27 protein-coding genes are annotated in these 23,792 nt (G+C 48.3%); 12 read left to right on the top strand and 15 right to left on the bottom strand.

Annotation, left to right across the window (positions count from 1 at the left end; genetic code table 11):
- Positions 1-461 precede the first annotated feature (461 nt).
- The 14 genes from OSQ85_RS01995 to OSQ85_RS01930 all read right to left on the bottom strand — a co-directional run bounded on the left by OSQ85_RS01995 (position 462) and on the right by OSQ85_RS01930 (position 16,186).
- Complete coding sequence (locus OSQ85_RS01995) at positions 462-1,295, bottom strand: ABC transporter permease (RefSeq protein ID WP_265820983.1); 834 nt, start codon at positions 1,293-1,295, stop codon at positions 462-464.
- Entirely contained in the window at positions 1,288-2,475 is a 1,188-nt protein-coding gene (locus tag OSQ85_RS01990) for a quaternary amine ABC transporter ATP-binding protein (RefSeq protein WP_265820982.1), read from the bottom strand. Before OSQ85_RS01990 ends, OSQ85_RS01995 begins: the two co-directional genes overlap by 8 nt.
- A gap of 244 nt (positions 2,476-2,719) precedes the next feature.
- Positions 2,720-3,544, bottom strand: a complete 825-nt coding sequence (locus tag OSQ85_RS01985) for a 4Fe-4S binding protein (protein WP_265820980.1) — start codon at positions 3,542-3,544, stop codon at positions 2,720-2,722.
- A complete protein-coding gene (locus tag OSQ85_RS01980) occupies positions 3,528-4,280 on the bottom strand; it encodes a 4Fe-4S dicluster domain-containing protein (RefSeq protein WP_265820979.1) in 753 nt (250 codons plus the stop codon). Before OSQ85_RS01980 ends, OSQ85_RS01985 begins: the two co-directional genes overlap by 17 nt.
- A complete protein-coding gene (locus OSQ85_RS01975) occupies positions 4,277-4,600 on the bottom strand; it encodes a chaperone NapD (RefSeq protein WP_265820977.1) in 324 nt (107 codons plus the stop codon). Before OSQ85_RS01975 ends, OSQ85_RS01980 begins: the two co-directional genes overlap by 4 nt.
- Before the next feature lie 63 nt (positions 4,601-4,663).
- Positions 4,664-7,045, bottom strand: a complete 2,382-nt coding sequence (locus tag OSQ85_RS01970; RefSeq protein ID WP_265820975.1) for a molybdopterin oxidoreductase family protein — start codon at positions 7,043-7,045, stop codon at positions 4,664-4,666.
- A gap of 12 nt (positions 7,046-7,057) precedes the next feature.
- A complete protein-coding gene (locus OSQ85_RS01965) occupies positions 7,058-7,411 on the bottom strand; it encodes a cytochrome c3 family protein (RefSeq protein ID WP_265820974.1) in 354 nt (117 codons plus the stop codon).
- A gap of 244 nt (positions 7,412-7,655) precedes the next feature.
- Positions 7,656-11,057 (bottom strand): PAS domain-containing protein, encoded by a 3,402-nt coding sequence (locus OSQ85_RS01960; RefSeq protein ID WP_265820972.1) that lies wholly within the window; start codon positions 11,055-11,057, stop codon positions 7,656-7,658.
- Between the two features lie 31 nt (positions 11,058-11,088).
- Positions 11,089-12,630 (bottom strand): c-type heme family protein, encoded by a 1,542-nt coding sequence (locus tag OSQ85_RS01955; RefSeq protein ID WP_265820971.1) that lies wholly within the window; start codon positions 12,628-12,630, stop codon positions 11,089-11,091.
- Positions 12,631-12,688: 58 nt separating this feature from the next.
- Positions 12,689-14,059 carry a diguanylate cyclase gene (locus OSQ85_RS01950; RefSeq protein WP_265820970.1) on the bottom strand — a complete coding sequence of 457 codons (1,371 nt, stop codon included), beginning with the start codon at positions 14,057-14,059 and terminating at the stop codon, positions 12,689-12,691.
- Positions 14,060-14,216: 157 nt separating this feature from the next.
- Complete coding sequence (locus tag OSQ85_RS01945; RefSeq protein WP_128465324.1) at positions 14,217-14,534, bottom strand: type II toxin-antitoxin system RelE family toxin; 318 nt, start codon at positions 14,532-14,534, stop codon at positions 14,217-14,219.
- Positions 14,527-14,811 carry a hypothetical protein gene (locus OSQ85_RS01940; protein ID WP_265820969.1) on the bottom strand — a complete coding sequence of 95 codons (285 nt, stop codon included), beginning with the start codon at positions 14,809-14,811 and terminating at the stop codon, positions 14,527-14,529. Before OSQ85_RS01940 ends, OSQ85_RS01945 begins: the two co-directional genes overlap by 8 nt.
- Positions 14,812-15,200: 389 nt before the next feature.
- A complete protein-coding gene (locus tag OSQ85_RS01935) occupies positions 15,201-15,767 on the bottom strand; it encodes a hypothetical protein (RefSeq protein WP_265820968.1) in 567 nt (188 codons plus the stop codon).
- 56 nt (positions 15,768-15,823) lie between these two features.
- Complete coding sequence (locus OSQ85_RS01930; protein WP_265820966.1) at positions 15,824-16,186, bottom strand: helix-turn-helix domain-containing protein; 363 nt, start codon at positions 16,184-16,186, stop codon at positions 15,824-15,826.
- Positions 16,187-16,316: 130 nt separating this feature from the next.
- Here OSQ85_RS01930 and OSQ85_RS01925 point away from each other — a divergent pair, with 130 nt between their 5' ends.
- Positions 16,317-16,889, top strand: a complete 573-nt coding sequence (locus OSQ85_RS01925; RefSeq protein WP_265820965.1) for a hypothetical protein — start codon at positions 16,317-16,319, stop codon at positions 16,887-16,889.
- Positions 16,890-17,159: 270 nt separating this feature from the next.
- On the opposite strand, the gene OSQ85_RS01920 is transcribed toward OSQ85_RS01925, so the two are convergent.
- A complete protein-coding gene (locus tag OSQ85_RS01920; protein WP_265820964.1) occupies positions 17,160-17,795 on the bottom strand; it encodes an XRE family transcriptional regulator in 636 nt (211 codons plus the stop codon).
- A 90-nt stretch (positions 17,796-17,885) separates the two neighbouring features.
- On the opposite strand from OSQ85_RS01920, the gene OSQ85_RS01915 reads away from it, so the two are divergent.
- Genes OSQ85_RS01915 through OSQ85_RS01865 form a run of 11 tightly spaced genes read left to right on the top strand, consistent with a single transcriptional unit; the run spans position 17,886 to position 23,654 of the window.
- Positions 17,886-18,068, top strand: coding sequence for a hypothetical protein (locus OSQ85_RS01915; protein ID WP_265820963.1), 183 nt, complete (start codon positions 17,886-17,888; stop codon positions 18,066-18,068).
- Positions 18,065-20,440: a Mu transposase C-terminal domain-containing protein gene (locus OSQ85_RS01910; protein ID WP_265820962.1), complete on the top strand. Its 2,376-nt coding sequence runs from the start codon at positions 18,065-18,067 to the stop codon at positions 20,438-20,440. Before OSQ85_RS01915 ends, OSQ85_RS01910 begins: the two co-directional genes overlap by 4 nt.
- A 48-nt stretch (positions 20,441-20,488) precedes the next feature.
- Positions 20,489-20,653: a hypothetical protein gene (locus tag OSQ85_RS01905; protein ID WP_265820960.1), complete on the top strand. Its 165-nt coding sequence runs from the start codon at positions 20,489-20,491 to the stop codon at positions 20,651-20,653.
- The gene (locus tag OSQ85_RS01900; RefSeq protein ID WP_265820958.1) at positions 20,654-21,337 is read left to right on the top strand and encodes an ATP-binding protein; all 684 of its coding nucleotides are present in this window, start codon (positions 20,654-20,656) and stop codon (positions 21,335-21,337) included.
- Complete coding sequence (locus tag OSQ85_RS01895) at positions 21,334-21,756, top strand: hypothetical protein (RefSeq protein ID WP_265820957.1); 423 nt, start codon at positions 21,334-21,336, stop codon at positions 21,754-21,756. Before OSQ85_RS01900 ends, OSQ85_RS01895 begins: the two co-directional genes overlap by 4 nt.
- Positions 21,753-22,145, top strand: coding sequence for a phage protein GemA/Gp16 family protein (locus OSQ85_RS01890; RefSeq protein ID WP_265820956.1), 393 nt, complete (start codon positions 21,753-21,755; stop codon positions 22,143-22,145). The genes OSQ85_RS01895 and OSQ85_RS01890 overlap by 4 nt, the downstream gene beginning before the upstream one ends.
- Before the next feature lie 50 nt (positions 22,146-22,195).
- Positions 22,196-22,321: a hypothetical protein gene (locus OSQ85_RS01885; RefSeq protein ID WP_265820955.1), complete on the top strand. Its 126-nt coding sequence runs from the start codon at positions 22,196-22,198 to the stop codon at positions 22,319-22,321.
- A gap of 1 nt (position 22,322) precedes the next feature.
- A complete protein-coding gene (locus OSQ85_RS01880) occupies positions 22,323-22,544 on the top strand; it encodes a hypothetical protein (protein WP_265820954.1) in 222 nt (73 codons plus the stop codon).
- Between the two features lie 4 nt (positions 22,545-22,548).
- Positions 22,549-22,944, top strand: a complete 396-nt coding sequence (locus OSQ85_RS01875) for a hypothetical protein (RefSeq protein WP_265820953.1) — start codon at positions 22,549-22,551, stop codon at positions 22,942-22,944.
- A complete protein-coding gene (locus tag OSQ85_RS01870; RefSeq protein WP_265820952.1) occupies positions 22,931-23,398 on the top strand; it encodes a host-nuclease inhibitor Gam family protein in 468 nt (155 codons plus the stop codon). The genes OSQ85_RS01875 and OSQ85_RS01870 overlap by 14 nt, the downstream gene beginning before the upstream one ends.
- Positions 23,370-23,654 (top strand): hypothetical protein, encoded by a 285-nt coding sequence (locus OSQ85_RS01865; RefSeq protein ID WP_265820951.1) that lies wholly within the window; start codon positions 23,370-23,372, stop codon positions 23,652-23,654. The genes OSQ85_RS01870 and OSQ85_RS01865 overlap by 29 nt, the downstream gene beginning before the upstream one ends.
- Positions 23,655-23,792 lie beyond the last annotated feature (138 nt).

Here is a 23,792-nt window from a genome sequence, read left to right as displayed (position 1 = left end):
TGACCGTGTTTTACGTCACTGCGAGGAGCGTCAGCAACGAAGCAGTCTAAAGCTACCCTTCCTGTTGCGTCATCCAGAGCGGAAGCAAGGCTTCCCAACACCATGTCACGGCGTTAGAGATTGCTTCACTTCGTTCGCAATGACCGTGTTTCACGTCACTGCGAGGAGCGTCAGCAACGAAGCAGTCTAAAGCTACCCTTCCCGTTGCGTCATCCTGAGCGGAAGCAAGGCATCCCAACACCTTCGCACGGCGTTAGAGATTGCTTCACTTCGTTCGCAATGACCGTGTTTTACGTCACTGCGAGGAGCGTCAGCAACGAAGCAGTCTAAAGCTATACTTCCCGTTGCGTCATCCTGAGCGGAAGCAAGGCTTCCCAACACCATCGCACGGCGTTAGAGATTGCTTCACTTCGTTCGCAATGACCATGTTTTACGTCACTGCGAGGAGCGTCAGCAACCCTCTATCTCTTTTTCGCCGCTGTATTTTGCGTGACCCTGTCAAGGATCATGGCTATTATCACCACCGCTATACCTGCTTCAAAGCCTCTGCCCATCCAAAGCCGCTGGATGGCTCTCCACACTTCTCCGCCAAGTCCGCCTGCGCCTATCATTGAGGCGATGACCACCATTGAGAGCGCCAGCATTATTGTCTGGTTCACTCCCGCCATTATGGTGGGCATAGCAAGGGGAAGCTGAAGCTTGAAGAGCTTCTGTTTTTTTGTGGAGCCGAAAGCATCCGCCGCTTCTATGAGCTCCGCCGGAACCTGACTTATACCCAGACAGGTGAGCCTGATAGCCGGGGGCATGGCGAAAACCACTGTGGTAAAAATGGCGGAAACAGGCCCAAGACCGAAAAACGGAATGGCAGGGATAAGATAAACGAAGGCGGGCATGGTCTGCATAAAGTCAAGCAGAGGCATGAGCACCCTCTTAAAAGGGCTGTAGAGCGCTGCTGCAATCCCCAGAGGTACACCCGCCAGAACCGAAACAAATGTTGCTGACAGAACCAGGGCGAGGGTTGAGATTGTGGCATCCCACAGTCCGAGATTGAGTATGAACAGAAGTCCCGCCGCACTGCCTATGGCTATCCTGCGTCCGGAAAACCTGAACAGGAGCCCGCATACAACAGCTATGAATACCACAGGATGGAAAAATAGCATTCCGTCTATGAGGTGCTCAAGAGCCGTTTCGGTAATATCCGACACTGCCCTTGTGAAGCCGGAGAAATGCTCAGTGGTGAAATCTATAAACTTTTCTATCATCTCCCCAAGGGGAAACTTAGGTATACTATCCATTGCCCGCTCCTCCTTCCGATGACAGTGCGGAAAGGAGAGAACCCCTCACAACAGCGCCTTTCAGCACGCCTTTTTCATCAACCACTGCTATGGGGAACTTTGAAGCGGAAAACAGGCTGCTGATATTTTCATCCGGCAGAACGCTTACCACTTCCCTGTCCAGAACTTCTTCCAGGGTCTTGTGGTTCAGTTCGGAGGCTTTGCGCACATCACGCACATGGACTATGCCCATGAACTGCCGCTCCCTGTTCACCACCATCACAGAGGATATGCCCTCCTCCTTCATCTTGAGCAGGGCTGATTTCGGGCCGTCCTTAGGGTAGGTGACGGCAAGCGGTTTCACCATAACGCTTGAAACCGTGAGAACCTTGGAAAGATCCACATTCTCCACAAATTTTTCCACATACATGTTTGCGGGGTTTGTGAGTATCTCCTCAGGTTCTCCTATCTGCACCACACGTCCGTCCTTCATGAGGACAATCCTGTCCCCCAGTTTAAGCGCCTCATCCAGATCGTGAGTGATGAAAACTATTGTTTTGTTCACCCTTGCCTGAAGAGAGAGCAGTTCATCCTGCATCTCACGCTTTATCAGCGGGTCGAGGGCGCTGAATGCCTCGTCCATCAGAAGAATATCAGGCTCAACGGCAAGGGCTCTTGCCAGTCCCACCCTCTGCTGCATACCGCCGCTGAGGTTTTCGGGGTAATAGTCCTCCCAGCCTTTTAAGCCAACCAGCTCAAGGGCATCCGCCGCACGCTTAAACCTCTCCTCCCTCGGAACGTTCTGCACCTCAAGACCGTAAGCCGCATTTTCAATAACACTTTTATGGGGAAACAGGGCGAAACGCTGGAAAACCATGCCGAACTTCCTTGAACGGAGCTCGCGCAGTTCATCTTTATTAAGGCGGGTAATCTCCTGCCCGTCCACGGTGACAGTGCCCTCTGTCGGCTCTATGAGCCTGTTGATGCAGCGGATCAGTGTTGACTTGCCCGAACCGGACAGCCCCATAACAACAAGTATCTCCCCCTCCTTCACGGAGAAAGAAACATTGTCAAGCCCCACGGCAGTGCCGTGCTTCTTCATAATCTCCTCTTTTCTCATGCCTTTTTTCATGTCATTAATGGCATGAGGGGCGTGTTCGCCGAAGAGCTTATAAAGGTTTTTGACCTCAATTTTGCACATAATACCTTATCCTTATCGAATATGAATAACTGAATATTGGTTATAGTTATATTTGATATATAAAGTATTTTTACATGACAGATCAAGTCTTTTATTTGTCTGATGGCGAAAATATCCTTATTTACAAGACTGATATGAAATCACAAAAACAGGCTGACAAACCGGATTTTTCTATTAAGGAATTTTTTGAGAACCCTTCCCCCTCAAAACGAAGAGGAAGGGCTCATAGGAGAAATTTATGAGGTCAGTTTTGTCTGCCGCTTATGAAGCGGAGAGTTTCTTTCTTTCTGTTATCCGGACAGGTGTCAATACAGTCGCCGCAGTTATGGCAGAGCAGGCTGCTTCCGTCAGTCACCGGGTCAAGCCCCATGGGGCAGACCTTTCTGCATGAACCGCACATGGAACAGCCGTCCGCAGTTCTTTTCAGGTGCATTCCCCTTTCCGACTTGAAAAGTGAAAGGAAAGTCCCTGTGGGGCAGAAAAGCCTGCACCAGAAGAAAGGGAAAAGCACGAACTCGGCAATTATCAGCGCGAGGATAAACACCAGCTCAAACGTGACATAATGGAACTTCACCAGCACCAGCGCCTGTGACGAGATGACACCCGGAGCCGATATAAGGTTCAGCAGCGGAATGCCCGCAATTCCTGCAAGGGTGATAAAACACACGAGAATAATAAGCCTCATGTTTTCCGTACGCCTTTTTACGGCTGGGGAATAAACCGGAAAGCTCTTCTTCATTTTAAGCTTTTTCTTAATGAAGCTTACGCCCTCTGCCATGAGGTGATAAGGGCACATCCATGAACACCACACACGCCCCGCCAGCAGCATAAGCAGTATAGGTATCACCACCGAGAGCGCCATATAAACATTCACCGATTTTGATGACATCGCCGCCTGAAAAACCGCTATCGGATCAGCCGCCGCCGCGCTCCCCACATCAAGGGAGTAGAATGTCCCCTTGATGAAATATATCTCCATGATGTTCAGAAGCGGAATGATGAACATCATCAGGAAGACCGCCGTCTGCACCGTCCGTCTGTATCTTTTGATTTTACTCTGTCCAGCCATCTATCTTATCCGTTGTTTCATAATCAAATTTGAACTCAGGCTTTTCGCCTGCCGAATCTATGCTCATTTTTTTCTTTATAGCATCATCTCCGCTGTAGCCTTCGGCTTCCTCAACCTTTTTGAAGTTCTTGCGGGAGCGCTGATAGTAAAGACCTGCCAAGTCCTCGTTCCCCATTCCGGTCGGGATAATGCTGATCGATTTCGGTTCGGTGGGGCATTTCTCAACGCAGATTCCGCAGCCGGTGCACTTATTGGTTATAACAGGCAGGAGAAACTGCTCCATTATTATGGCCTCGTCTGTGTATGGGCAGGTGTTGTAGCAGGTGGAGCAGATTGTGGCGAACCCTTTGGTTCCGCCCATGTTTTCATCTTTTACGTACAGATAATTAAGGCATTTGTCCTGCTCTATGTAGGCAAGCCCCATGCGCACCTTTTCAGGCTCCTTCAGCTTGGGGTCCAGCGCTCCTGTCGGGCAGACGGAGGGGCAGAGCATGCAGAGATAGCAGGCTCTCTCATCAGCATAAACATAAGGGGTTCCGATCTGGAGTCTGTCGAAGAGATCCGCCCTTTTAACTGATTCGTAAGGACAGACCTCAATACATCGTGCGCAGCGTATGCAGAGTTCCATAAACTTCTCCTCCTCCACTGCGCCGGGGGGACGGAGTCTGTTTCTTTTGAAGTAACCCTTGAAGGGGTTTTTATTAAGGTAGTTCTTAACTTTTTCCCTCAGACTCATACAGCTTTGCCGTTCTTGTTCCTTGCACTTTTGAAAAACTGACCCAGATCCGGATTTTCATTCCCTTCTGCAAGAAGTTTCTCAGTCTCCTCACCGAAATACATGTAGTGATGGGCTATGTCTTTAATTGTGCTGTCCTTCTTGAGTGTCTCAGTGAGGTTCTCAAGTTCCTTGCTGTCTGTTGATTCTATGGATACAACCGCATTTTGGCCGTCTTCGGAAAAGGAGTGGATCTCCACCTGCGGAAAGGTCTTAAGCATTTCGAGGGCTGTTTCTTTTTTTCCTTCGGCGAATGTGATGATGCTGCCTGTGAATATCATAATAAACTCCTTAAATAGCAGGATCCGCCCCCGGTAAAAGAGGCGGATCCGAAGAGATGGAGGTTAAGCGAAGGGAGCGTTAACATCACTGATTATGTATTTATCAGCAACGTCTTTCGGTCCGCTTATTTTGTTAATGCGCACTGCGGCAACTTTGTACTCCGGCTCTTTTGAATCCGGGTCGACCACGTCGTTGCACACAAAGTTAATCATTCTTGCCATTGCCTGGTCATGCCAAGGAACAAAGGCCACTCCGGGGAGAGTCCCTTTCGTAATTCTTGCGGGCATAGAACTTTTGCCCCTTCTGCTCACTATCTCCACCATGTCCCCTGCGGTTATACCGAGCTGTTTTGCATCATCCGGATGCAGTTCTATATATGCGTTCGGGTGAGTTCTTGCTATTTCGGGAATACGCATTGTCATTGTTCCCGTGTGCCACTGCTCCACAACCCTTCCTGTGGTGAGGAAGAACGGGAAATCCTTGTCAGGCATTTCACCGGGACCTTCATAGGGGCGCAGGAAAAGGTTCAGCTTGCCTTCCTTCTTCGCATCCGCATAGAAGTAAACCTGAGCGCTGTCAGGAATATTGCCTTTCTCAGCCGGATGCTCGAACATAGGGTCAAGCCCTCTGACATAGCGCCTTTCGGTTCCGGGGTGATCCACTGACGGGCAGGGCCACTGGAGACCGGCTTTCTCTTTTTTAAGCCTGTCGTATGTTGCGCCCCAAAGAGTGTGTTCAGTGTCCTTAGTCACAGCTATGTAGTCTTCCCATGCCTGCTGATTTGCTTTCATGGAGTCATTGCCGTTCCAGGGAATAAGCTTTTCATAGCCCATTCTTTTAGCTATCTGGGCGATTATCCAGAGGTCTGGTTTTGCCTGTCCGATCGGCTCAACGGCTTTTTCAGTAAGCTGGCTTCTGCGTTCGGAGCAGCCGAATACGCCGCCTTTTTCATAGAGGAACGCGGCAGGGAGTATAACGTCTGCGAGCTGAGTTGTTCTGGTGGGGAAAATATCCAGAACCACCAAAAAGCTGTCCTGCATCCCCTTAATGTATTTATTCAGGTTGGGCAGAGACTGGGCAGGGTTTGTGGTGCTCACCAGCATCCCTTTTATGGGTTTTTCCGCATCGCTTTCAGCGCCGAGTTTTTCAAACATCAGCATAGTGTGGAAGCCCGGCTTGGGGTCAATTGTCCCTTCGGGTATTTTCCATGATCTTTCCACGTGAGCGCGCCATTTATCATTCGCCACAGGTTTTGTTCCGGGCAGAAGGTGGGAAAGGGCGCCTGTTTCACGCACACCGCCGCAGGCATTGGGCTGACCTGTAAGCGAGAAGGAATCCGCGCCGGGTTTACCCATGTTGCCCGTAACTATGTGGAGGTTGTGAACAAGGTTGTTCGCCCAGAGACCTCTTTTACGCTGGTTAAGACCCATGCACCACATTGACATGGTGGCGCCGCTTGTGGCGAACCATTCAGCAGCCTTTACTATGTGGTCTGCGGGGCATCTGGTGAGTTTTTCCACAGCTTCCGGTGTGAACTGGGCAAGGAATTTTTTGTATTCCTCAAAATCCACAACATCCTTTCCGGTGGTGAAGCGTGCATGCTTCGCTATGAAGTCCCTGTCGTGGAGGTTTTTGGAAATAATCACATTTGCCATGGCATGAAACACCGCAAGGTCAGTGCCCGGATCGTTCGGCAGCCAGAGGTCGGCTATTTTTGATGTGCTGGTTCTTCTGGGTTCGCAGACTATTATCTTCACATCGGGGTTTTTCATCTTATGACGCATTACCCTTCTGTAGATTACAGGGTGGCACTCGCTCATGTTTGAACCCGTGATGAAGATGCACTTTGAGCTTTCTATATCAGAGTAGCTGCCCATAGGCTCATCAGAGCCGAAGGTTGAGATATAGCCCGCAACGGCTGAGGCCATGCAGAGTCTGGGGTTTCCTTCCACCATGTTGCTGCGGAAGCCGCCTTTCCAGAGCTTGTTGAATGTATATGTTTCCTCAGTGGTGCACTGGCCGCTGCCGTAGTATGCCACTGAGTCTTTGCCGTATTTTTCATGGAATGATTTGAATTTTTTTGCCACAAGGTCAAGAGCCTCGTTCCATGAGGTTTCCTTAAACTTGCCGTCCTTCTGGCGGACGAGGGGCATTTTGAGTCTGTCAGGGTGGTACATGCATTTGAATGCAAGGAACCCTTTTACACAAAGGAACCCGAAGTTTGTTTTCGCATCGGGGTTACCCTTTATCGCAACCGCTTTGCCGTTTTTAACGCCTACGTAAACGCCGCAGCCTGTTCCGCAGAAACGGCATGCGCCTTTTACCCATTTATCAACATCAACTTTTTCTTCCGCCTGAACGGATGCGGGGAAAGAGATTCCCGCCGCTGCCGCGGCGCTTGCTGCGGCTGTAAGCTTTATAAAATTACGCCTTGAAACGTTCATAATAAATCTCCGTTATTTGTAATCTTTCTGTTTATGTACGGTGAAGGTATGGGCCGGGTGGCACATGGCGCATGATTTATCCGCCATAAAATTGTTTTCCACCTGCTTGGCGTGACATCCCCGACAGGTGTCATTCGCAGGCACTTTTTTGAAATTAAACTCATCACCGTGACACACTCCGCATTTAACACCTGTAAAACCGTGCGCACTCTCATCCCACTGTTTGACCGCATCGGGAGTCACCTCAACATGGCACTCCATACAGTCCTTGTTCCCTATCTCCTCCGGGTGCTTATCCGCATAAACAGCGAACGCCGTGAGGAATAACGTCAGCGCAATGAAGCCGACCTTAATAAAATTAAACATTCTGGACCTCCTGATGTTTACTCTGCTATAACTATAGATCCAAGAATGTTAAGGGGGTTTTAATCTTGTGTATCGGCTGTTAAGTTTGCAAAGCAGTTCCTTTACATTCTTTAAGCCCTAGTAAGCCAGTATGTTTTTGCTGAAAAAAGACAATTTACGTCGTGAAGAAAATGAACGGTGTTTGCGGGAGAAGTTTAATAAAACTATATTTAAGAAAATTACAAAATGTTCCGGCGCTTCTTTCTCAGTTTTTCCCTATCCTCCCGGAGACAACACAGTTGCGCCCCTCTTTTTTAGCCTGATAAAGTGCCTGATCCGCCGCCCTCATCATCACACTCTCTGTTGACTGCTCCTCATATTCTGTAACCCCTATGCTGCATGTGACGCTGCCCACTATCATGAACTCGTGCGCAGCAAAGGCCATACGGAGCTTTTCCGCAAGCCTCACAGCGCCGTCAAGCTCTGTTTCCGGGCAAATAATAAGAAACTCCTCACCGCCCCAGCGGCCTATGGTATCGGTTTTCCGTATATTTTTTCTCAGCACGTCGGCCGCCTCACGGAGAACCACATCCCCTGTCTGGTGGCCGTAGCTGTCGTTTATCGACTTGAAGCCGTCAACATCTATAAGAATAACTGAAAGCGGGCAGCCGTAACGCTCGCACCTTTCAAGCTCCTTCCTGAAAACCGCGTCCAGCCTGAGCCTGTTGTAAAGCCCGGTGAGAGGGTCAGTCACGGAGAGCTTTTCCATCTGCTTTTTCACAGTTATGTCAGTGCTCACCGCGGTGTAGCCGTTTATTCTGCCGCTTTTGCCGTATGTGGGCGATATGGTTACTGAAACCCAGTAAGCATTCCCTTTACCGCTGCGGTTTTTCAGTTCGCCTTTCCAGACATTGCCCCATGCTATGGTCTCCCAGAGGTCTTTGTAAACCGCCTTATCCATATCGGGGTGCGAGATTATGCTGTGTGTGCGGCCTATGAGTTCCTCACGGGGGAGCTCCGCCACACCGCAGAACGCATCACTGACATACAGAATCCTTCCGTTCAGATCCGTTCTTGAGATTATTACGTTCTTATCAACAATTTCTGTATATTCCGAGAGCATGCGGTTCATTCTGTCCAGCGCAAGCTGGGCATTCTTTATGTCGGTGACATCCTGAAGAGTGCCTATCAGAGCCACAGGCACACCGTTCTCACCCGTTATCACGCTGCCTCGGATATGCACATGCCTGTGCTCCTCTCCGGGGATGTTGAGTATATGCTCCTCGCTGAAAGCCTTCTTGTCCTTCAAGGCCTTATCTATCACAGCCTTTATCCTTTCCCTGTCCCTTTTGCCGACAAACTCAAGGAAAAGCTCAAAGGAAGGAAGCACACTGCCGCTCTCAAGCCCCAGAATCCGGTAGTGCTCATCCGACCACACCATACGCCCCGTGCCCATTTCATAACGCCAGCTTCCTATCTTTGCCAGCGCCTGCGCATCGTCCAGATCTTTCTTTGCCCTGTGAACCTCTTCGGCGTTGTTCATCAGCATACGCTGGAGCGACTTCATCTCTGTGACATCTGCAAATGCCCCTATGACTCCCGCCGGTTCACCCGCGGAATTTTTAAAGGCTCGTTTATAGATTATCACCTTCCTTCTGCTGCCCCGCAGGGTGGTGAGATCAACTTCGTATTCATGCATCCGCCCTGTATCCTCAAGGGCAAGCTTGTCATAGCTGCTCTGAATATCGGACTGCTTTGGATCAAGGAAGCTGAAATCGCGCTGACCTATAATCTCATTCTTTGACTGCGCACCCATAAATTCCAGAAAGCGCTGATTACAGCCTATATATTTCAGGCTCCGGTCTTTGTAAAACACCGGAACGGGGAGATTTTCCAGCAGAACCTCAAGGAACCTGCCGTTGTCATCCAGCTTTATCTCAAGCAGCTTTCTGTCCGTAATGTCTATATGGAGCCCCACAGCCCGCAGAGGTTTTCCGTCCTCGCTGAAAACTGTTTTGGCAAATGAGCTGACCCATCTGTACGAGCCGTCCTTACACTTCATCCTGAACTCACATGCAAGGCGCTCAGACTCACCGGAAAGCATTCTGGCCACTTCATCGGCAGCCTTCTCCCTGTCCTCCGCATGGATGAGATCCCTCCATGACTGGGCGTAGCCTTTGATCTCCTTCTCATCGTAGCCGAGCATAGACTTCCATTCCGCCGAAAAGAAAACCTCATCGCTCTGGAGATTCCAGTCCCACAGACCTATTCCGGAGGCATCAACAGCAAGCTTATACCTGTTCATTGTTTTTCTGAGCTCATCCATTTCAGCGTAAAGATCCGTTATATCGCATATATAACCCTGAAACCGGAGCGCTTTGCCTTTTTCATCCCTGATTATCTTGGTTGAATCAAAAACCCATCTTACGCGGCCGTCTTTGGCTATTATCCTGTACGGCTCATGGGTAAAGCTCTGTACACCGCTCTCAACAGCACTTTTGACTTCGCTTATAACCCTGCCGAGATCCTCGCTGTGCACAGCTGACACATATTTCACCGAACCCGAACAAAACTCCTCCGGGCTGTAGCCGAAAACACGCCTGACATTGCCTGTGCAGAATGTCACATCCCAGTTGAGTGTGTTGCTCCAGCGGAAAATTACCGTAAAACCCTCGTCAAACAGTGAGTACAGGCTGTCCAGCTCCCTGTTCCTCTCGCTGTAGTAGCTGAGGAAGCTCTCAAAGCCTTTGCGCATTATCAGGTAAATAATTATGAAAAGCAGAACGGAAATGGCAAAGAAAAAGAATGTTTTCTCCGCGATAACAAGGCGTGCCTCGGTCACATCATAAAACGCCCTGAGCACTGCGGCATCCTGCCCTCTGAAATTCTTGAATACAGTGCCCCGACATACCGCATAGTATCTTGAATTAAACTCTATTATCTTCCTGTCAGTATCGGCAAACTCCTCCACAAGAGGCGCACTGTCTCCGCCTGAATGGTATATCCGTCCTGCGCTTCCCTCTGCCGCCGGGTCAAGGCTGCTTTTGGCAACGCTTATATAAGGAATGAGCTCCGGCATGAACTCCCTTATGGTTTCATAGAAGTACTGCGGATCTATCCCCGCCTCTATGCTGCCCAGATGCCTGCCTTTACTGTCTATCACAGGCCTTATTATCCGGTAGTAAAGCCCTCCCGCGCCGACCTCAAAGCCGTAAACAGGGCGCAGACCGGAGTTTACCTCCATCACGGAATCACGGTAGGAGTTCAGGCTGTCACCGAATTTATCCTGCATGTGCATCCGCACAAACGAATGGGACTCCTGAGTGTGGACATGAAGAATATAGAGATAGGGATTATTTCTTTGGAGCGATTCATATTTCGGCGTAAGTATTTTTATGATCCTTTCGCGGTCACCGTCCGCCAAGGCTGCGGTAAACTCTTCGGAATCGGCAATCTCGGAAAGGCGGGCAAGGTAAACCTTTGTAAGTCTTTTAAGATGAGCTTCAAAAAGCAGAACCATCTTTTTATCGGCTTCAGTCACTTTTGCCTGAAGAACACTTTTCTGTTCGTAATAGAGCAGGGCGGAAAAAATAAGCGCGAAGAAAGCCAGAACCGATGCAAGGAGAATAGCTGTTTTTTTTCTTATGCTGCTGATGGATTTAACCATATAACCGCCCGGCCGCGGGGCGGTGCGTGCATCAGCCCCGAAGTTTTATGATAAAAGAAGCCCCATCGGAAACCTTTTCAGCATGTACAGAGCCGCTGAAGCATCTGTCGGCTATATCTGAGGCCATGTAGAGCCCCAGACCTCTGCCGGAGCCGCAGCCTTTGGTGGAAAAGTACGGTTCAAACAGTCTGCTGAAATCATCATTCTTAATGCCGGTTCCGTTGTCGGCAATTCTTATACAGTAATACCCCTCCGAGCGAAAATATTCAATATCCACATGAGATAAAATCTTCTTTTCACGGAGTTTTCTCTCAAGTACAGACTCAATGGCGTTTGTGATGAAGAACGAAATGAGGTGGCGGAACTCGCCCAGATCCCCTTTTATCCGCATCGCCTTTCCGTCCAGGCATCCGAAACTGCATGAATCGAACCGGCCGCACTCATAAACCGGGCCCGCAAGATTAAGAGTTTCCGGCTGTACGGTGTCCAGCCCTCTTCTTATGGTCAGCCTTATGCCTTTCTCGTGCAGATAGGGCTCGTATATCTCTGCCGTCTCCACCAGAGCCTCACAGAGGTCAAACAGTGCTGACTGCTCTGTCCTTGCGAAAGTTTTGGTGAAGCTGTCAATTGTGCCCGACAGCTTGATCACGGAAGCAAGGGTTTCATTCACCAGTTCATTATCATCCTCATTCAGGTCGTAGGAATCCTGAATATGCTGCACAGTGGCGCAGAACGAGTTCATAGGCTGACGCCAGTGGTGGGCTATTGAGCGCAGAACTTCGGCCATGTTGTTCAGCCTTGTCTGTTTGGCTACTGCGGCCTCGCTCTCCTCTCTTTTCCTTATTTCTATGTTCAGTTCATCTACCTTTTCCGCCAGCGCATTGTCCGCCTTCTCCAGCTTTCTCTGCAAAAAATATATCACAGCAACAGCGAGCAGACCGAGGGTAATCATCAGAAGCACAGTCCATGTATTTTTCGCGATGTGCCCACTGCGCAGTACATCCAGATTCCGCACTATGGTGAGTCCGCCAAGAATATCGCCCGGAACATAACCTTCATGACATTGAAGACACGCCGCCTGAACAACCAGCGGCGCGGCATATTTTATGTAGTGCGACCCGTTTTCCTCCGCCCATATATAATATTCGCCTGTTCCTTTGTCAAAACTGTCCAGCGCTGCCTCCTCCCATGGAAGAGGAGCGTTTTCCGGCCGGAGGGGATTTCTTCCCGTGAGCTTGATTTTTATATTTATCCTGCGGTTGATTATCTCTCCGATCTGTCTGGTCATATAAGCAGGGTTAACCATTGTAAGAAGCTGGCCGTCCTCAGTGCGCACATCTCTGTTATCCACTGTCAGGTAAGGGTTCGGCGGGCAGTCCTCACTCACGGGGGCATATATCCAGCCGAGCATGGCATTCCACTGTCTGGTGGCAATAAGAATATCGTATATCTGCTTTGTCTGCGCGAGGGCAGTATTTCTGAACACAGCCCTGCCGCGGTACAGCTCAAAGAGACATACGGAAATAACAAAAAAGGCTATGACCAAAACAGGGATAAGGTATTTAGGCTTCATAGTCCGACCCCTATTGTGTATAAATTTTTTAGCAGGAAGAGCTTTCAGAGGAAAAAAATCAGATGCGGCAGACCTTGTTCCTGCCTGTATTTTTTGCCTGATAAAGAGCCTTATCAGCACGAAACAGCAGGCTGTCCGGCGTGTCCTGTTCTTCTGCCTGAGCTACACCCAGACTAACGGTTATCTGTCTGCTGTCTTTGGTTTCGAGGCATGCCACTGAGCTTTTTATCCTTTCACCCAGCCTGACGGCATCCTCAGCCGCCGTTTCCGGGCAGAGAACCAGAAACTCCTCTCCGCCCCAGCGCCCGGCAATGTCTGAGCTGCGCAGTGTTCTCCTGAGCGCCGCAGCTATCTCCGTCAGCACTCTGTCGCCTTCCAGATGACCAAGCTTATCGTTTACCTGCTTAAAGTGGTCTACATCAAACATTATAACAGAAAAAGGCCGCCTGTACCTTCTTGAACGCTCAAACTCCGAATAATATCCGGAATCTATCATGGTTCTGTTGTACAGCCCGGTCAGCATATCTGTCTGTGATACCTTTTCCAGCCTTTTGTTGAGTTCCCTAAGCTTTAAGTTTGAACGTATAAAAATAAGGAACAGCACCGCAGCCACAGCAAAAATTTTGAGCAGAAGCTTATAGTTTGCTGGGGTATGAACATTTATGGAGACGTGACGGTTGATTATCTCCTCACGCTCAGTATTGCTTATTGTCGCTATTCCTTTGTTGAGAATGCCCGCAAGAAGCGGCTTATCCTTAGCCACTCCCATGCGGAGGTAATTTTTATACCCCGGCAGCCTGCCGGATATTTTCAGGTTAAAGAGCCCCTGCTTTTTTATGGTATATGCCGCCACAATGAGAGAGCGCATTGTCATATCCGCCTTGCGGTCGGAAACCATGTTGAAGGCGCCTATCTCGGAATCGGTGATGATTATTTTCAGGTTGGGGTAATCCCTGCGGATAAGCTCCTCCATCGCTGTTCCCTTCGGGAAAACTATGGTTTCATCAGGCAGATCGGCAGGGTCTGCTATGAAGGAGTGCTCCTCGCGGGTTATGAATACGTTGGAATCTGTGAAATGAGGCTCGGTGAAAATCAGCCACTCTTCCCGCTGGGGGGTGCTGTTCAGAAAGCTGAGCGCATCGCATCCGCCGCTTTTTGAGAGGGCAAGGCTCTCATCCCAGTCTTTCGTGGGGACAAGGACAAACTTTATGCCTGTTCGGCTGCTTATAAGCGCAAGGAGATCCGCCGCTATGCCCTCATGTTTCCCTTCCTCGTTTATCCGCTCGAAAGGAACCCAGTCAGGATCAACACAAAGACGCACTTCGGGGTTGTTTTTTATGTACTCCACTTCCGCAGAGGTAAATTCCAAGGCAAAAGCAGGGGAGCAGACGGACAGAAGGAGGATCAACAGCAGGAATCGTTTAAACACAGCGGCCTCGGCAATGAACTGCACCGACAGAAAAATTCGGACGGCGTAAATCTTGTATATGGTTAAAAAATACACCGTTTATGAATAATTGTCAATTGAGGCTGGGGAATTGGGGAGCAAAGATAAAGTTATTGAGACATAGAGCCGACAGACAGTTCTAACTCTGTCCGCTTTGCAGTCTTTTAAATATTTCTTTATATACTTCTAAATTTTCTCTCTTCCCGATGCCGACAACAAACACCAGAAGCTCATCATCTATTACCTGATAGACGATTCTGACCTGCTTTTTATGGACATAGAGCTTATAACAGCCGTTCAGATCAATTCCTGCCTTGCTTCCCAGTGATTCGCCTTTGAAAGGATTGCTCCGAAGAGCCTGAAGCTGTTTAGCCACCAGTTTCTTTATGCTGCCGTCAAGCCTCCCTATATCCTCAACAGCTTTTTCAGAAAGAGAAACATTGTACGTGCTACTCATCTTCTAAGCCCAGTCTTTTCAGTGCCTCGTCCAAAGGAACCTTTTCCGAATTTTTTCTTTCCTCAATAAGCTGAGCTATTTCAACATGTTCTGCCAAATCCATGACAGACTTCATAAGTTCGTATTCCTGTACAGGGAGTACAATCATCTCTGGATTATTGTTTCTCAGCACCACAACGCGGTTTTTATCTCTGAGGAGCTCTGCGACTTTATTCATATTTCTTGAAAAGCTGCTGGCACTCATCATTTCATTAAGCTCATACTTTACACCATACATGCTACACCTCTTACAGACAATATTACGCATAATTATGCGTAATTCAATGTAAATATCAATTTAACAATTTATGTTTATTCTGTTGGAGAAAATCACAAACTCAATTTATAATATCGCATGAAAGAAATCGAACTCATAATCAGCAGCCACTTATGTAAATACTGTTATGCAAATTTCAGTGAAAAACAGGTTAACAACAATATTAACAATCACTTTACTGGTTCTCCCTTAATCTTTGGACATGTTAACAATGAAGATAAGATCACAAATGTAAAATCAAAATCTATCTTCGTTCAGCATAACTGTAAGCATTGGCAAGACTATCTTTGAACAAGTAAAACTAATCGTACTGCTCAAACTCATTTCTATACTTTAAAGCTTCTTCAACTTCAATGAACTGGGATAACACAATAAGGGTAAGAAAGCCTCGCAACGGCACAAATTATTCTATTACCAAGCAAAAAATTAGATTTATTTCGTTTAAAAAAGGCTGAGTACCATGCGGAATAAAATCTTTCAATAATATTTCCAGTATTTGCATCAACATAGCTCTTCAGTGAAAAACCTTTAAAACTGCAGCTTTCTATTTGATCAAATACAAGCAATTTAGCACTTTTATCCATTTTGCCAGTTACAGGATTCAACCCCTGCGGAAAAAGAAATAATCCACCATCAAGCTGGTATTTTTTAATAGGCTCATATATATTTGCAGCTCCCTGCAAAGAAGATTTATCCTTTGATTCAATAAAAAGTGCATACGTACAATGCTTACTAGCGTATTTCTGAATTGTACTACAAGTATACTTATCAGTTCTTATATGCCAAAATGTGTGACCTACCTTCTTAATATCATTTGATTTGTTATCGATAATTTGTTCAACAGATTGTCCACTGTGCGTTTTCATTGTACTAATTACGCAGTATTCACTTGCAAGAGCTTCTTTTAATAACGACATCACAGCCTCCAAAGAACTTTATGGTTTGAGTTTAACACAATATGTAAAAAAAGCTATTACCCTTCAAACCCATCCGTCAATGTTTTCAAAAGATTAAGATACCTTGCCTTATCTTTCGTATTACTCTCCAAGCATACTTTCTGCATACGGGCAATAATCCGGCTCAGTTCCTCGTCCTCTTTTATAGACTCTTCAGGGAAAAAGCCAGATATGCTTGTTTCAAGCGCATTGGCGATGTTTTCACAGGTTATCAGAGTCATATTGGACTTTCCGCTTTCAACTTCTGAAAGGGTTGTTACGTGTAAACCTGAACGATACGCAAGCTCTTCCTGAGAAAAACCCTTTTGCAGACGTAATGTTTTTATCCGGCTGCCGACCTGTTTTAACAATTCTGATGCAACTTCTCTTTTTCTGCTCATATATAGACTATATGGCAATAACAGCCCATCACCCATAGGACAAGTACTAAGTTAGCTTGACTTCGCATAGCGCATGTACTAGTATTTGAGCATTGAAATGGTACTTGTACTAATTATGATAGGTTAAGAGATGATAAAGACTTGTCCTAAATGCGGATTTCAGAATAACTATCAGGAAGGATATGAACCTGAAGAATGCAAAAAATGCAGAATCATTTTCTCAAAAATAAAAATCCGCCCTGATGCCGAAATTGAAAGTAATAATTACAATTCAAAGTCCGCCGTTTCCAGTAATCCTCAAGCCACAGAAAGAACTTATATACCCCTTGAACTCGAAGCAAGGCAGATCATTGGAATATCCGGCTCGTTCGCTCTCATAGCAGGTATATTCAGCCCGTTAGCTTACTCACCCCAAGGTCATGTTTTGCTCAGTCCTGAAAATATCCTTATTTTTCTAGCCCTCGCCCTGATTTCATGCCGATTTTGCTTAATAAAAAATTACGCAACACTTCGTTACACGTCTTTAACCATATTGCTACTTTTATCAGGCAACATCCTGCTTCATTTGCTCATTTTCATAGATTCAAAAACGGGAACAATGTCAGAAGAACTTCAATTCGGCTGGGGCTGCGGACTGCTTATAATAAGCATTATTCTACTTTCGATAGCCGCATTTTATAACACATCTGATTACAAGGGATAATACAGGTAATCTTGCCAAATCATACAATACAACATTTTTACAACACAGGAACAAAGAAGGGCAGCCCCATGTAAGGTTTAAGGGAAAGTGCGACTTAGTGGCAAGTTGATGAAAGGCTTGATTGCTGGGTGGTTGAGGTGGAAAGTTGGCGGTTTGCGGGTGCGACCGGATTTAACTTTTTTGCGGAATTTTTGCGGATTTGTTCGGTATAAAATGCGACTTTTTTAAGTAATTTTGCGGCGGTTTCCGGTTACAGGTCACCGCCGTTTTTTATTCGCCTATATCGTGGGCATACCAGAGGGCTTTGCCGTTTATAACCACCTCATGGGCGTAAACGGTGAGGGGTGGGTATTTAGGGTTGTCGGAGATTATCTGTACCTTGTCTGCGTATGGCTGTAATCGTTTAATCATTATGGAGTTATCAACCGAGATAGCATACATGCCGAAATCAGAAATATAGTTTCGGCTGTGGTCAATAAGCACTATATCCCCGTTTGAGAGAGTGGGCTCCATGCTGTCGCCGCTTACTCTTATGAGGCTCATGTTATCAGGGTCGCCTTTCCTTCTTATCCAGTCTCTCCTGAAGCACATACAGGACTCAATAGATGTATCTGCGCTGACTCCAACACCTGCGGAGATTCGCCCGCTCATAAGCGGTACTGTGACGAAATCATTAAGCGGTTCCTGCTTTATCATTCTTGACATTTCACCCTGACCGATTAACAGCCAGTCAGAAGACACTCCTGTTTTTTCAGCGAATGCGATTAAGAAATCTGCCGAAGGGTTCAGCTTGCCTTGTTCGTATCGGCTTAATGTCTGGAGGTGAACACCTACCATCTCAGCCATTTGTGTTTGATTTAATGCCATTTTTTGGCGCACAAGCTTAATTCTTTCATTCAATTTCATCTTAACCGCCTAAATTGCTATTGACTGTTTAATCGTATTCGATTAATATCAGCACAGTTAAACAAGTTTACTTAAATGGAGTTTATCAGAATGGATAAAACTAAAGCAATGAAAATCGCAATGATTAAGGCGGGGATAACTCAGGCTGAGATTGCCCGCAAGCTGAAAGTTGACCGTTCTGCCGTGAACCTCGTACTGCATGGCAAAGGAACATCAAAGCGCATTGAGAAGGAACTCCAAGAGATTCTGAACGATTGGGGAGCTGCTATATGAAGGTTGGCACTTACAAAGAGCAAACCACCAACCAAAGTGCCAACCAGTCCGAAAAGTTGGCACTTGAGGCTAAGGGTTTGAGTATCAATGGTTTATGCAGTGAAAGCGTTTATTTGAGCGTTTCTGAAACTGCCAACCTTTTTGGAGTGTCAAAACAGGCTATTCAGAAAAAGTGCCAACTTGGCAGATATGCGACCCGCACGGTGACAAAACGGGGCGGAACGGCATACGAGATTCTTCTCTCCTCTTTGCCTGCTGAGATTCAGGAAAAGTATTATGCCGAACTTGCGGAAGCGGAGCCGAGCAAAGCTCTTGAGCTTGCTGTTGCGAACCCTGCGGCGGAGATAGCCATTGCTAAGGCGCAGATGGAAAAGGAGCTGACTGCCTCTGCCCCTGCGGAACTGCCGGAAGCGGACAGAACCCACCTGCCGAAAGCCATAGCCGACAAGGAAGTGAACAAGAAGGCGCAGGCTGTTCAAGAAGCTGTGAACGTACCTGCCGGATGGTTGGTGAAGAAATGGCAGGAGGCGGTGGCTGTTAAGTATGAGATTACCTATTCCACCCTGCGCCGCTGGATAGAGAAGTTTGAGAAAGGCGGAGTCACCAAACTTTTGCATCAGAATAAAGTTACAAAACGCTCCGTAAAGTGGGATGAGGAGGCGGTGGACTACCTGCGGGGGCTTTATCTGAAGGCTGAACACCGCAAAATGAGCGTTAAAGCCATATACCGCTTTATGAAGACGGAGGCGCAGAGAAAAGGCTGGCGCATAGGCGGCTACGGCAGCGCACTCCTATATATAAAAGAGATAGAAAATCAGATGTCGCCCCTGATTGCTTACCGTGACAGGGGCAACAGAGGGCTTGACAACGCCATATGCCCCATATTCCGCACATATGCCGACCTGAACCCGTTTCAGATTGTAGTCGGCGACCAGCACCGCTTTGACTTCTGGGTGACTGACGAAGAGACGGGAAAAGCCTTCCGACCGGAAGGGTATGTCTGGCAAGACCTCTGCACACGCAACATATACGGTTTCAGCATCGGCAAAAAATATGACTCCGCCATGATGGGCGAGGCTCTGTGGGTGGGGATTACCATATTCGGCAAGCCGGAGCAGTGCTTCACTGATAACGGTGGCCCCGAAACAGCAAAATACTTTCTTGATAAAAAGTCGGAGATAGGCAGCCTCAACATAGACTACAGGGGCAATATAGGCAATTACATAGCCGATACCGAAGACGCAAACAGGCAGTTCAGCGGGGTTTACGCTGACCTGAACATAACCCGCAGGCTTGCCCGTGTCCGAAATGCGAAAAGCAAGATGATTGAGGGCACGTTTCGTTATCTGGAAAAAATGCTCATAGACAACGGACTGCCCGGCTATGTCCACACGTTGGGCGGAAATGCCGAAGAGAACGACATAGACGACAAAGAGGTGCAGAGACTGTTGGAGGCGGGCAAGCTGCCTACTTTCACGGAGTTCTGCACTGCCTTTATCAGGGTTTGCGACATATACAACCGCCGTAAGCACCACAAGGGGCTTGCTGACCAAGCCAGACGGGAGAAGCTGGGCGGCGCAATGAACCTTTCTGCCATGTATCCGCTGGATTACCTTGCATACCGTTATAAAAACGGCTGGAAGCCTGTGCGGGTGCAGGAAGACGCATTGAAGCTTATCTTCATGGCTCGTGCTGTCCGCAAGGTTAATCACGGGGTTATTACCTTTAATAACGAAATCTACACACATGAGACGCTCAATAACTTCCGCAACGGAACGGCAGTGGAGATACGCTATCGGCACGGGGATTTCTCCTGCCTTGTTGTTATCCACAACGGCAGATACATCTGCGATGCTTTCGCTGTGGAACGCTCCAGCATGATTGATGATGAACTGACAGCGGCGAAGAACAGGGCGAAGCGTGAGTTGAAAAAGAAATATATCGAAATTTATAAAGCATATGTGAAGCCTGTGGCTGACCTGCGCACATACTCAGAAGCGGATTTACGCATAAACGAGCTTGCGGCGGAGCGGGAGAAGCTCACACAGAATCAGGCAGTTATAGCCGCTGAGCGTGAACGCCTCCGCACTCAGGAAGAGCTTGAGAAAGAGCAGACGCACATAGAGCAGAGGGCGGAAGCAGCGGAGAGGAAGGCAAAAGAGCGCATAAAAGCGGAATTGCCGGAGCGACCGACATACTTCCGCAGCGAGCTTGCCAGATATGACTGGTGTCACCAGTACATTCTGCTGGGCGGCAAGGTGGACAGGCAGGACGGCGAATTTATGGAACGCTATGAGCGGGAAATCCTGAGAGACGGAGCGGAAAGCTACATCATGGAACGCAAGATAAAGGCAATGGAAAATGCAGGGTAGAGACTGCCACGCCGCCTTGCGGCTCGCAGTGACAGAAAAGGAGGATATATGAATTTTTGGTTGGGAATAATAGTGGGAGCTTTAGCTATGCTAACCGGACTTTATTTTACTGGCTGTGCGTTAAAGCACCAAAAAGAAGGCTTTATCACGGACGGCATAATTCACCATGAAGGCAAACTTTTTAAGGTAGTTGAGATAAAGGAAGGTGAATAAATGAAGAAGATATTCGTTAAAACGCACAACTACAGCCAGTTTGAGGAGATAGCGGCGGAGCTTTTGAGCCCTGACAGTGAAATCGGCCCCAGCTTGGCTATGGGCAGCGGCAGGGCGGGAAGAGGGAAAACCGAAGTGGCGAAGTATTACGCTGTGAACTCTGACTCAATCTACATCCGCAGTCTGCCTGTTATGTCGCCAAGCATGGCTCTGCGTGAGATTTGCTTTGAACTGAGAGAACTGCGCCCGCATACATCGCAGGCTTGCCTGAACCTGATTGAAGAGGAGATGCGCAGGCGGAAGCGGCTCATCATCTTTGACGAGGCTGACCTTGTGCCTATTCAGGTTTTGGAGACTCTCAGAGGGCTTAATGAGCGTGCGGGTTGTCCCATCTTCCTCATAGGTGAGGAGGAACTGCGCCGCAAGGTGGAGAGCCGCACACGCATAACAAGCCGCATACGCCGCAGGATGGAGTTTGCGCCTATTACGCAGGGAGATGTGGCTCTGTTTTATAAGCAGTCGGTTGATATGGAGCTTACGCCGGAGGTTCTCAGGGAGTTGTTCAAACGGAGCAAGGGCGACTGGAGACCTATGGTGAAGGAAGCGGCGGACATAGAAAGGGCAGTGAAAGCCACCGGAATGGACAACATAGACCTGAAAGGGCTTAGGGAGATTTTGAAATGAAAGGTGCGGCGGAAAAAATACGGAGCTATGCCAAATCACAAGATGTTTTCACACTCGAAGACCTCCGTAAAGCTCTCAGCCTTTCCGCTGACTCTGTGCGTTGGAGCGTAAATGATTTCATCAAAAGGGGTGAAATAATCCGCACAGAAAACGGACTTGCTTACAACAGTGAGTTTAAAAAAGCAAGAAGAGGCTACCTGATTTACCAAATAACGAAGGCAATGAGAGTATGCGGTTCTTTCACTGTTGATGAGGTTGTAATGCTTACGAGCGCAGACCCCACACTAGTAAGAAGAATTGCACGGGAGTGCATACATAAAGGATTGCTTGAGATTGAGCATAAAAAAAGGCAGGGAATCAGCCCTATACCCGTCTACCGTGTGACCGACAGCGACCGCTTTAAAAAGGAGGCTTTATGAACAGTGCGAAGCCTGACCGCAGGAAGGCTCTTCTGGCGAAGGTGCATATAGCCAAGAAGGAGCTTCTGGCGGGGGATGATGACCTTTACCGCATGTGGATTATGGACATTTGCAAGAGCCGGACAGACACAGCGGCAAAGCTGACGGAGAAGGAACTGGAAGCCCTTGTGCGGAAGTTTAAGGATTACGGCTGGAAAGACGCAAAGAGCGCACAGGTTAAGGCATTGCAGGGGTTAATTCTCGCTACTGCGAAGGAGCGCTTAGGGAAGGACTGGGTAAGCCGCCTGAAGGGAATAATGAAAAAGACTGCCGGAACGGAGCGGATTGAGTGGGTGCGGACGGTTGCCCAGCTCAGAAGGCTTTTAGGGATAATCAGGAACATAAAGTGAGAGAGATTCTTCACTGCGTTCAGAATGACGGAAAAGAATAGGAGGCTGAAATGAAAAAAGAGAGTAACGGAAGCCTGCCGCAGGGGGCTTGCTGCCCTGACTGCGGAACGAGGCTGCATATTCAGAACGGATGCGCCCATTGCCCAATATGCGGCTGGGCAGCTTGCGGAGGGTGAGATGGTATTCGGGCAGTTTAAAGATCTTCTCGAAAAAAGAGAGAAGTACATGACCGAACTGGCAACCAAGGTTATTCGGTGCGCAGAGTCGGCTGAGGGTGCCTCTGACTTCGTAAGGCTTCTTAAAGCTGACTTAGGCAGTGTGCCTTTGAAGGATGTTATAGATGTCATAGAAGGCATCATAGGTATTGAAAGGCTTGAAAGCCTTCTTTATGAGAGGTGAACCTATGAAACAGCAAATAACTAAGGAAGAACTTAAAAACCGGCTTTCGACCGTTTTGATGCGCCACATCGGTAAGTCGAAAGCCGTCAGCATGGGGATGCTGTATCGGGAAGTATACGGAGAAGACCCGAAAAATCAAGCTAATGATACCCGCCGTCTGCGGGAAGCAGTGACCACACTGCGGCGAGAGGGGATTCCGGTTTGCTCATCCGCAGCGGGCTTTTGGCTGGCCAGTGCGGGAAGCGAGCTTGAGAGGTATTGCGCTGCGCTGCGCCGAAGTGCCCTGCGGAAGCTGAAAATGGAAAGCGAACTGAGAAAAACAAGCCTGCCCACACTGCTGGGTGAGATTCAGCTTGGCATAGAGCCGCACATAAAAGGAGCGGAAAATGGCGGGAAATAAGCACACGGAAGAGATAAACGCCCTGCTGGAGAGGATAAGCCGCCACAGGGCAAGGGCAGCCAAGATAAAAGAGGCTGTGGACAGGGACATAGAGGCACTGAAAGAGAAATACGCAGGCGACCTGACCAGCGAGACCTCACACGCAGAGGCGGCGGAGAAGGAACTGACCACATACCTGAAAAAGCACAAGTCAGAGGTTTTCAGCAGCGGAGACAGGGTTGACTTACGCTGCGGGGCGGTTCTGCGCCATGTGAAAGAGAGCGTCCGCAAGGCAAAGAACATCACAGTGGAACTGCTGAAAAAGCTGGGCTACGGCGAGGGGGTTCGGGTTGAGGAGTCCGTAAACTGGGACGCAATAAGCCAGTGGAACAGCGACAGGCTGACCGCAATCGGCACGGAGCGCAAGGAAAAGGAGGACTACAGCTATGAGCTTAAAGCGGATAAAGCTTCCTGAGTGCCCTATTAAGGATGCAGGGCAGATTAGCCGTTTATTGATAAACGGTGCTTATGTAGCCAGAGGAATCATAAGACTTGGTGACGGGGAATATCAGATTGCGCCTGCTGTGTTTCAGCATAAGCCGGAAAAGGACGGCAGGGGCATTTATTACCCTAGCATGGGGTTTGTTATTCCGCTGCCTGATGAATATAAAAGAGCTTTTGCGGCTGTGCCTGCGGAGCAGTTGCCGCTGAATGTGAGTGTGGAGTTTTAGGCAAGTTCCCCGCCTTCGGGCGGGGCTTCTCTGAGCCGCTGACAGGCTCGGCGGTTCAGGGAAGGTTTGAGATTGCTTCACCCCTGCGTGGTTCGCAATGACGTTTTTGTGTCACTGCGAGGAGGGCGAAGCCTGACG

Source organism: Geovibrio ferrireducens (assembly GCF_026226615.1).
Taxonomy (GTDB): domain Bacteria; phylum Chrysiogenota; class Deferribacteres; order Deferribacterales; family Geovibrionaceae; genus Geovibrio; species Geovibrio ferrireducens.
The sequence above is the reverse complement of the archived record's forward strand: the minus strand, read 5'-3'. Positions and strand labels throughout refer to the sequence as shown.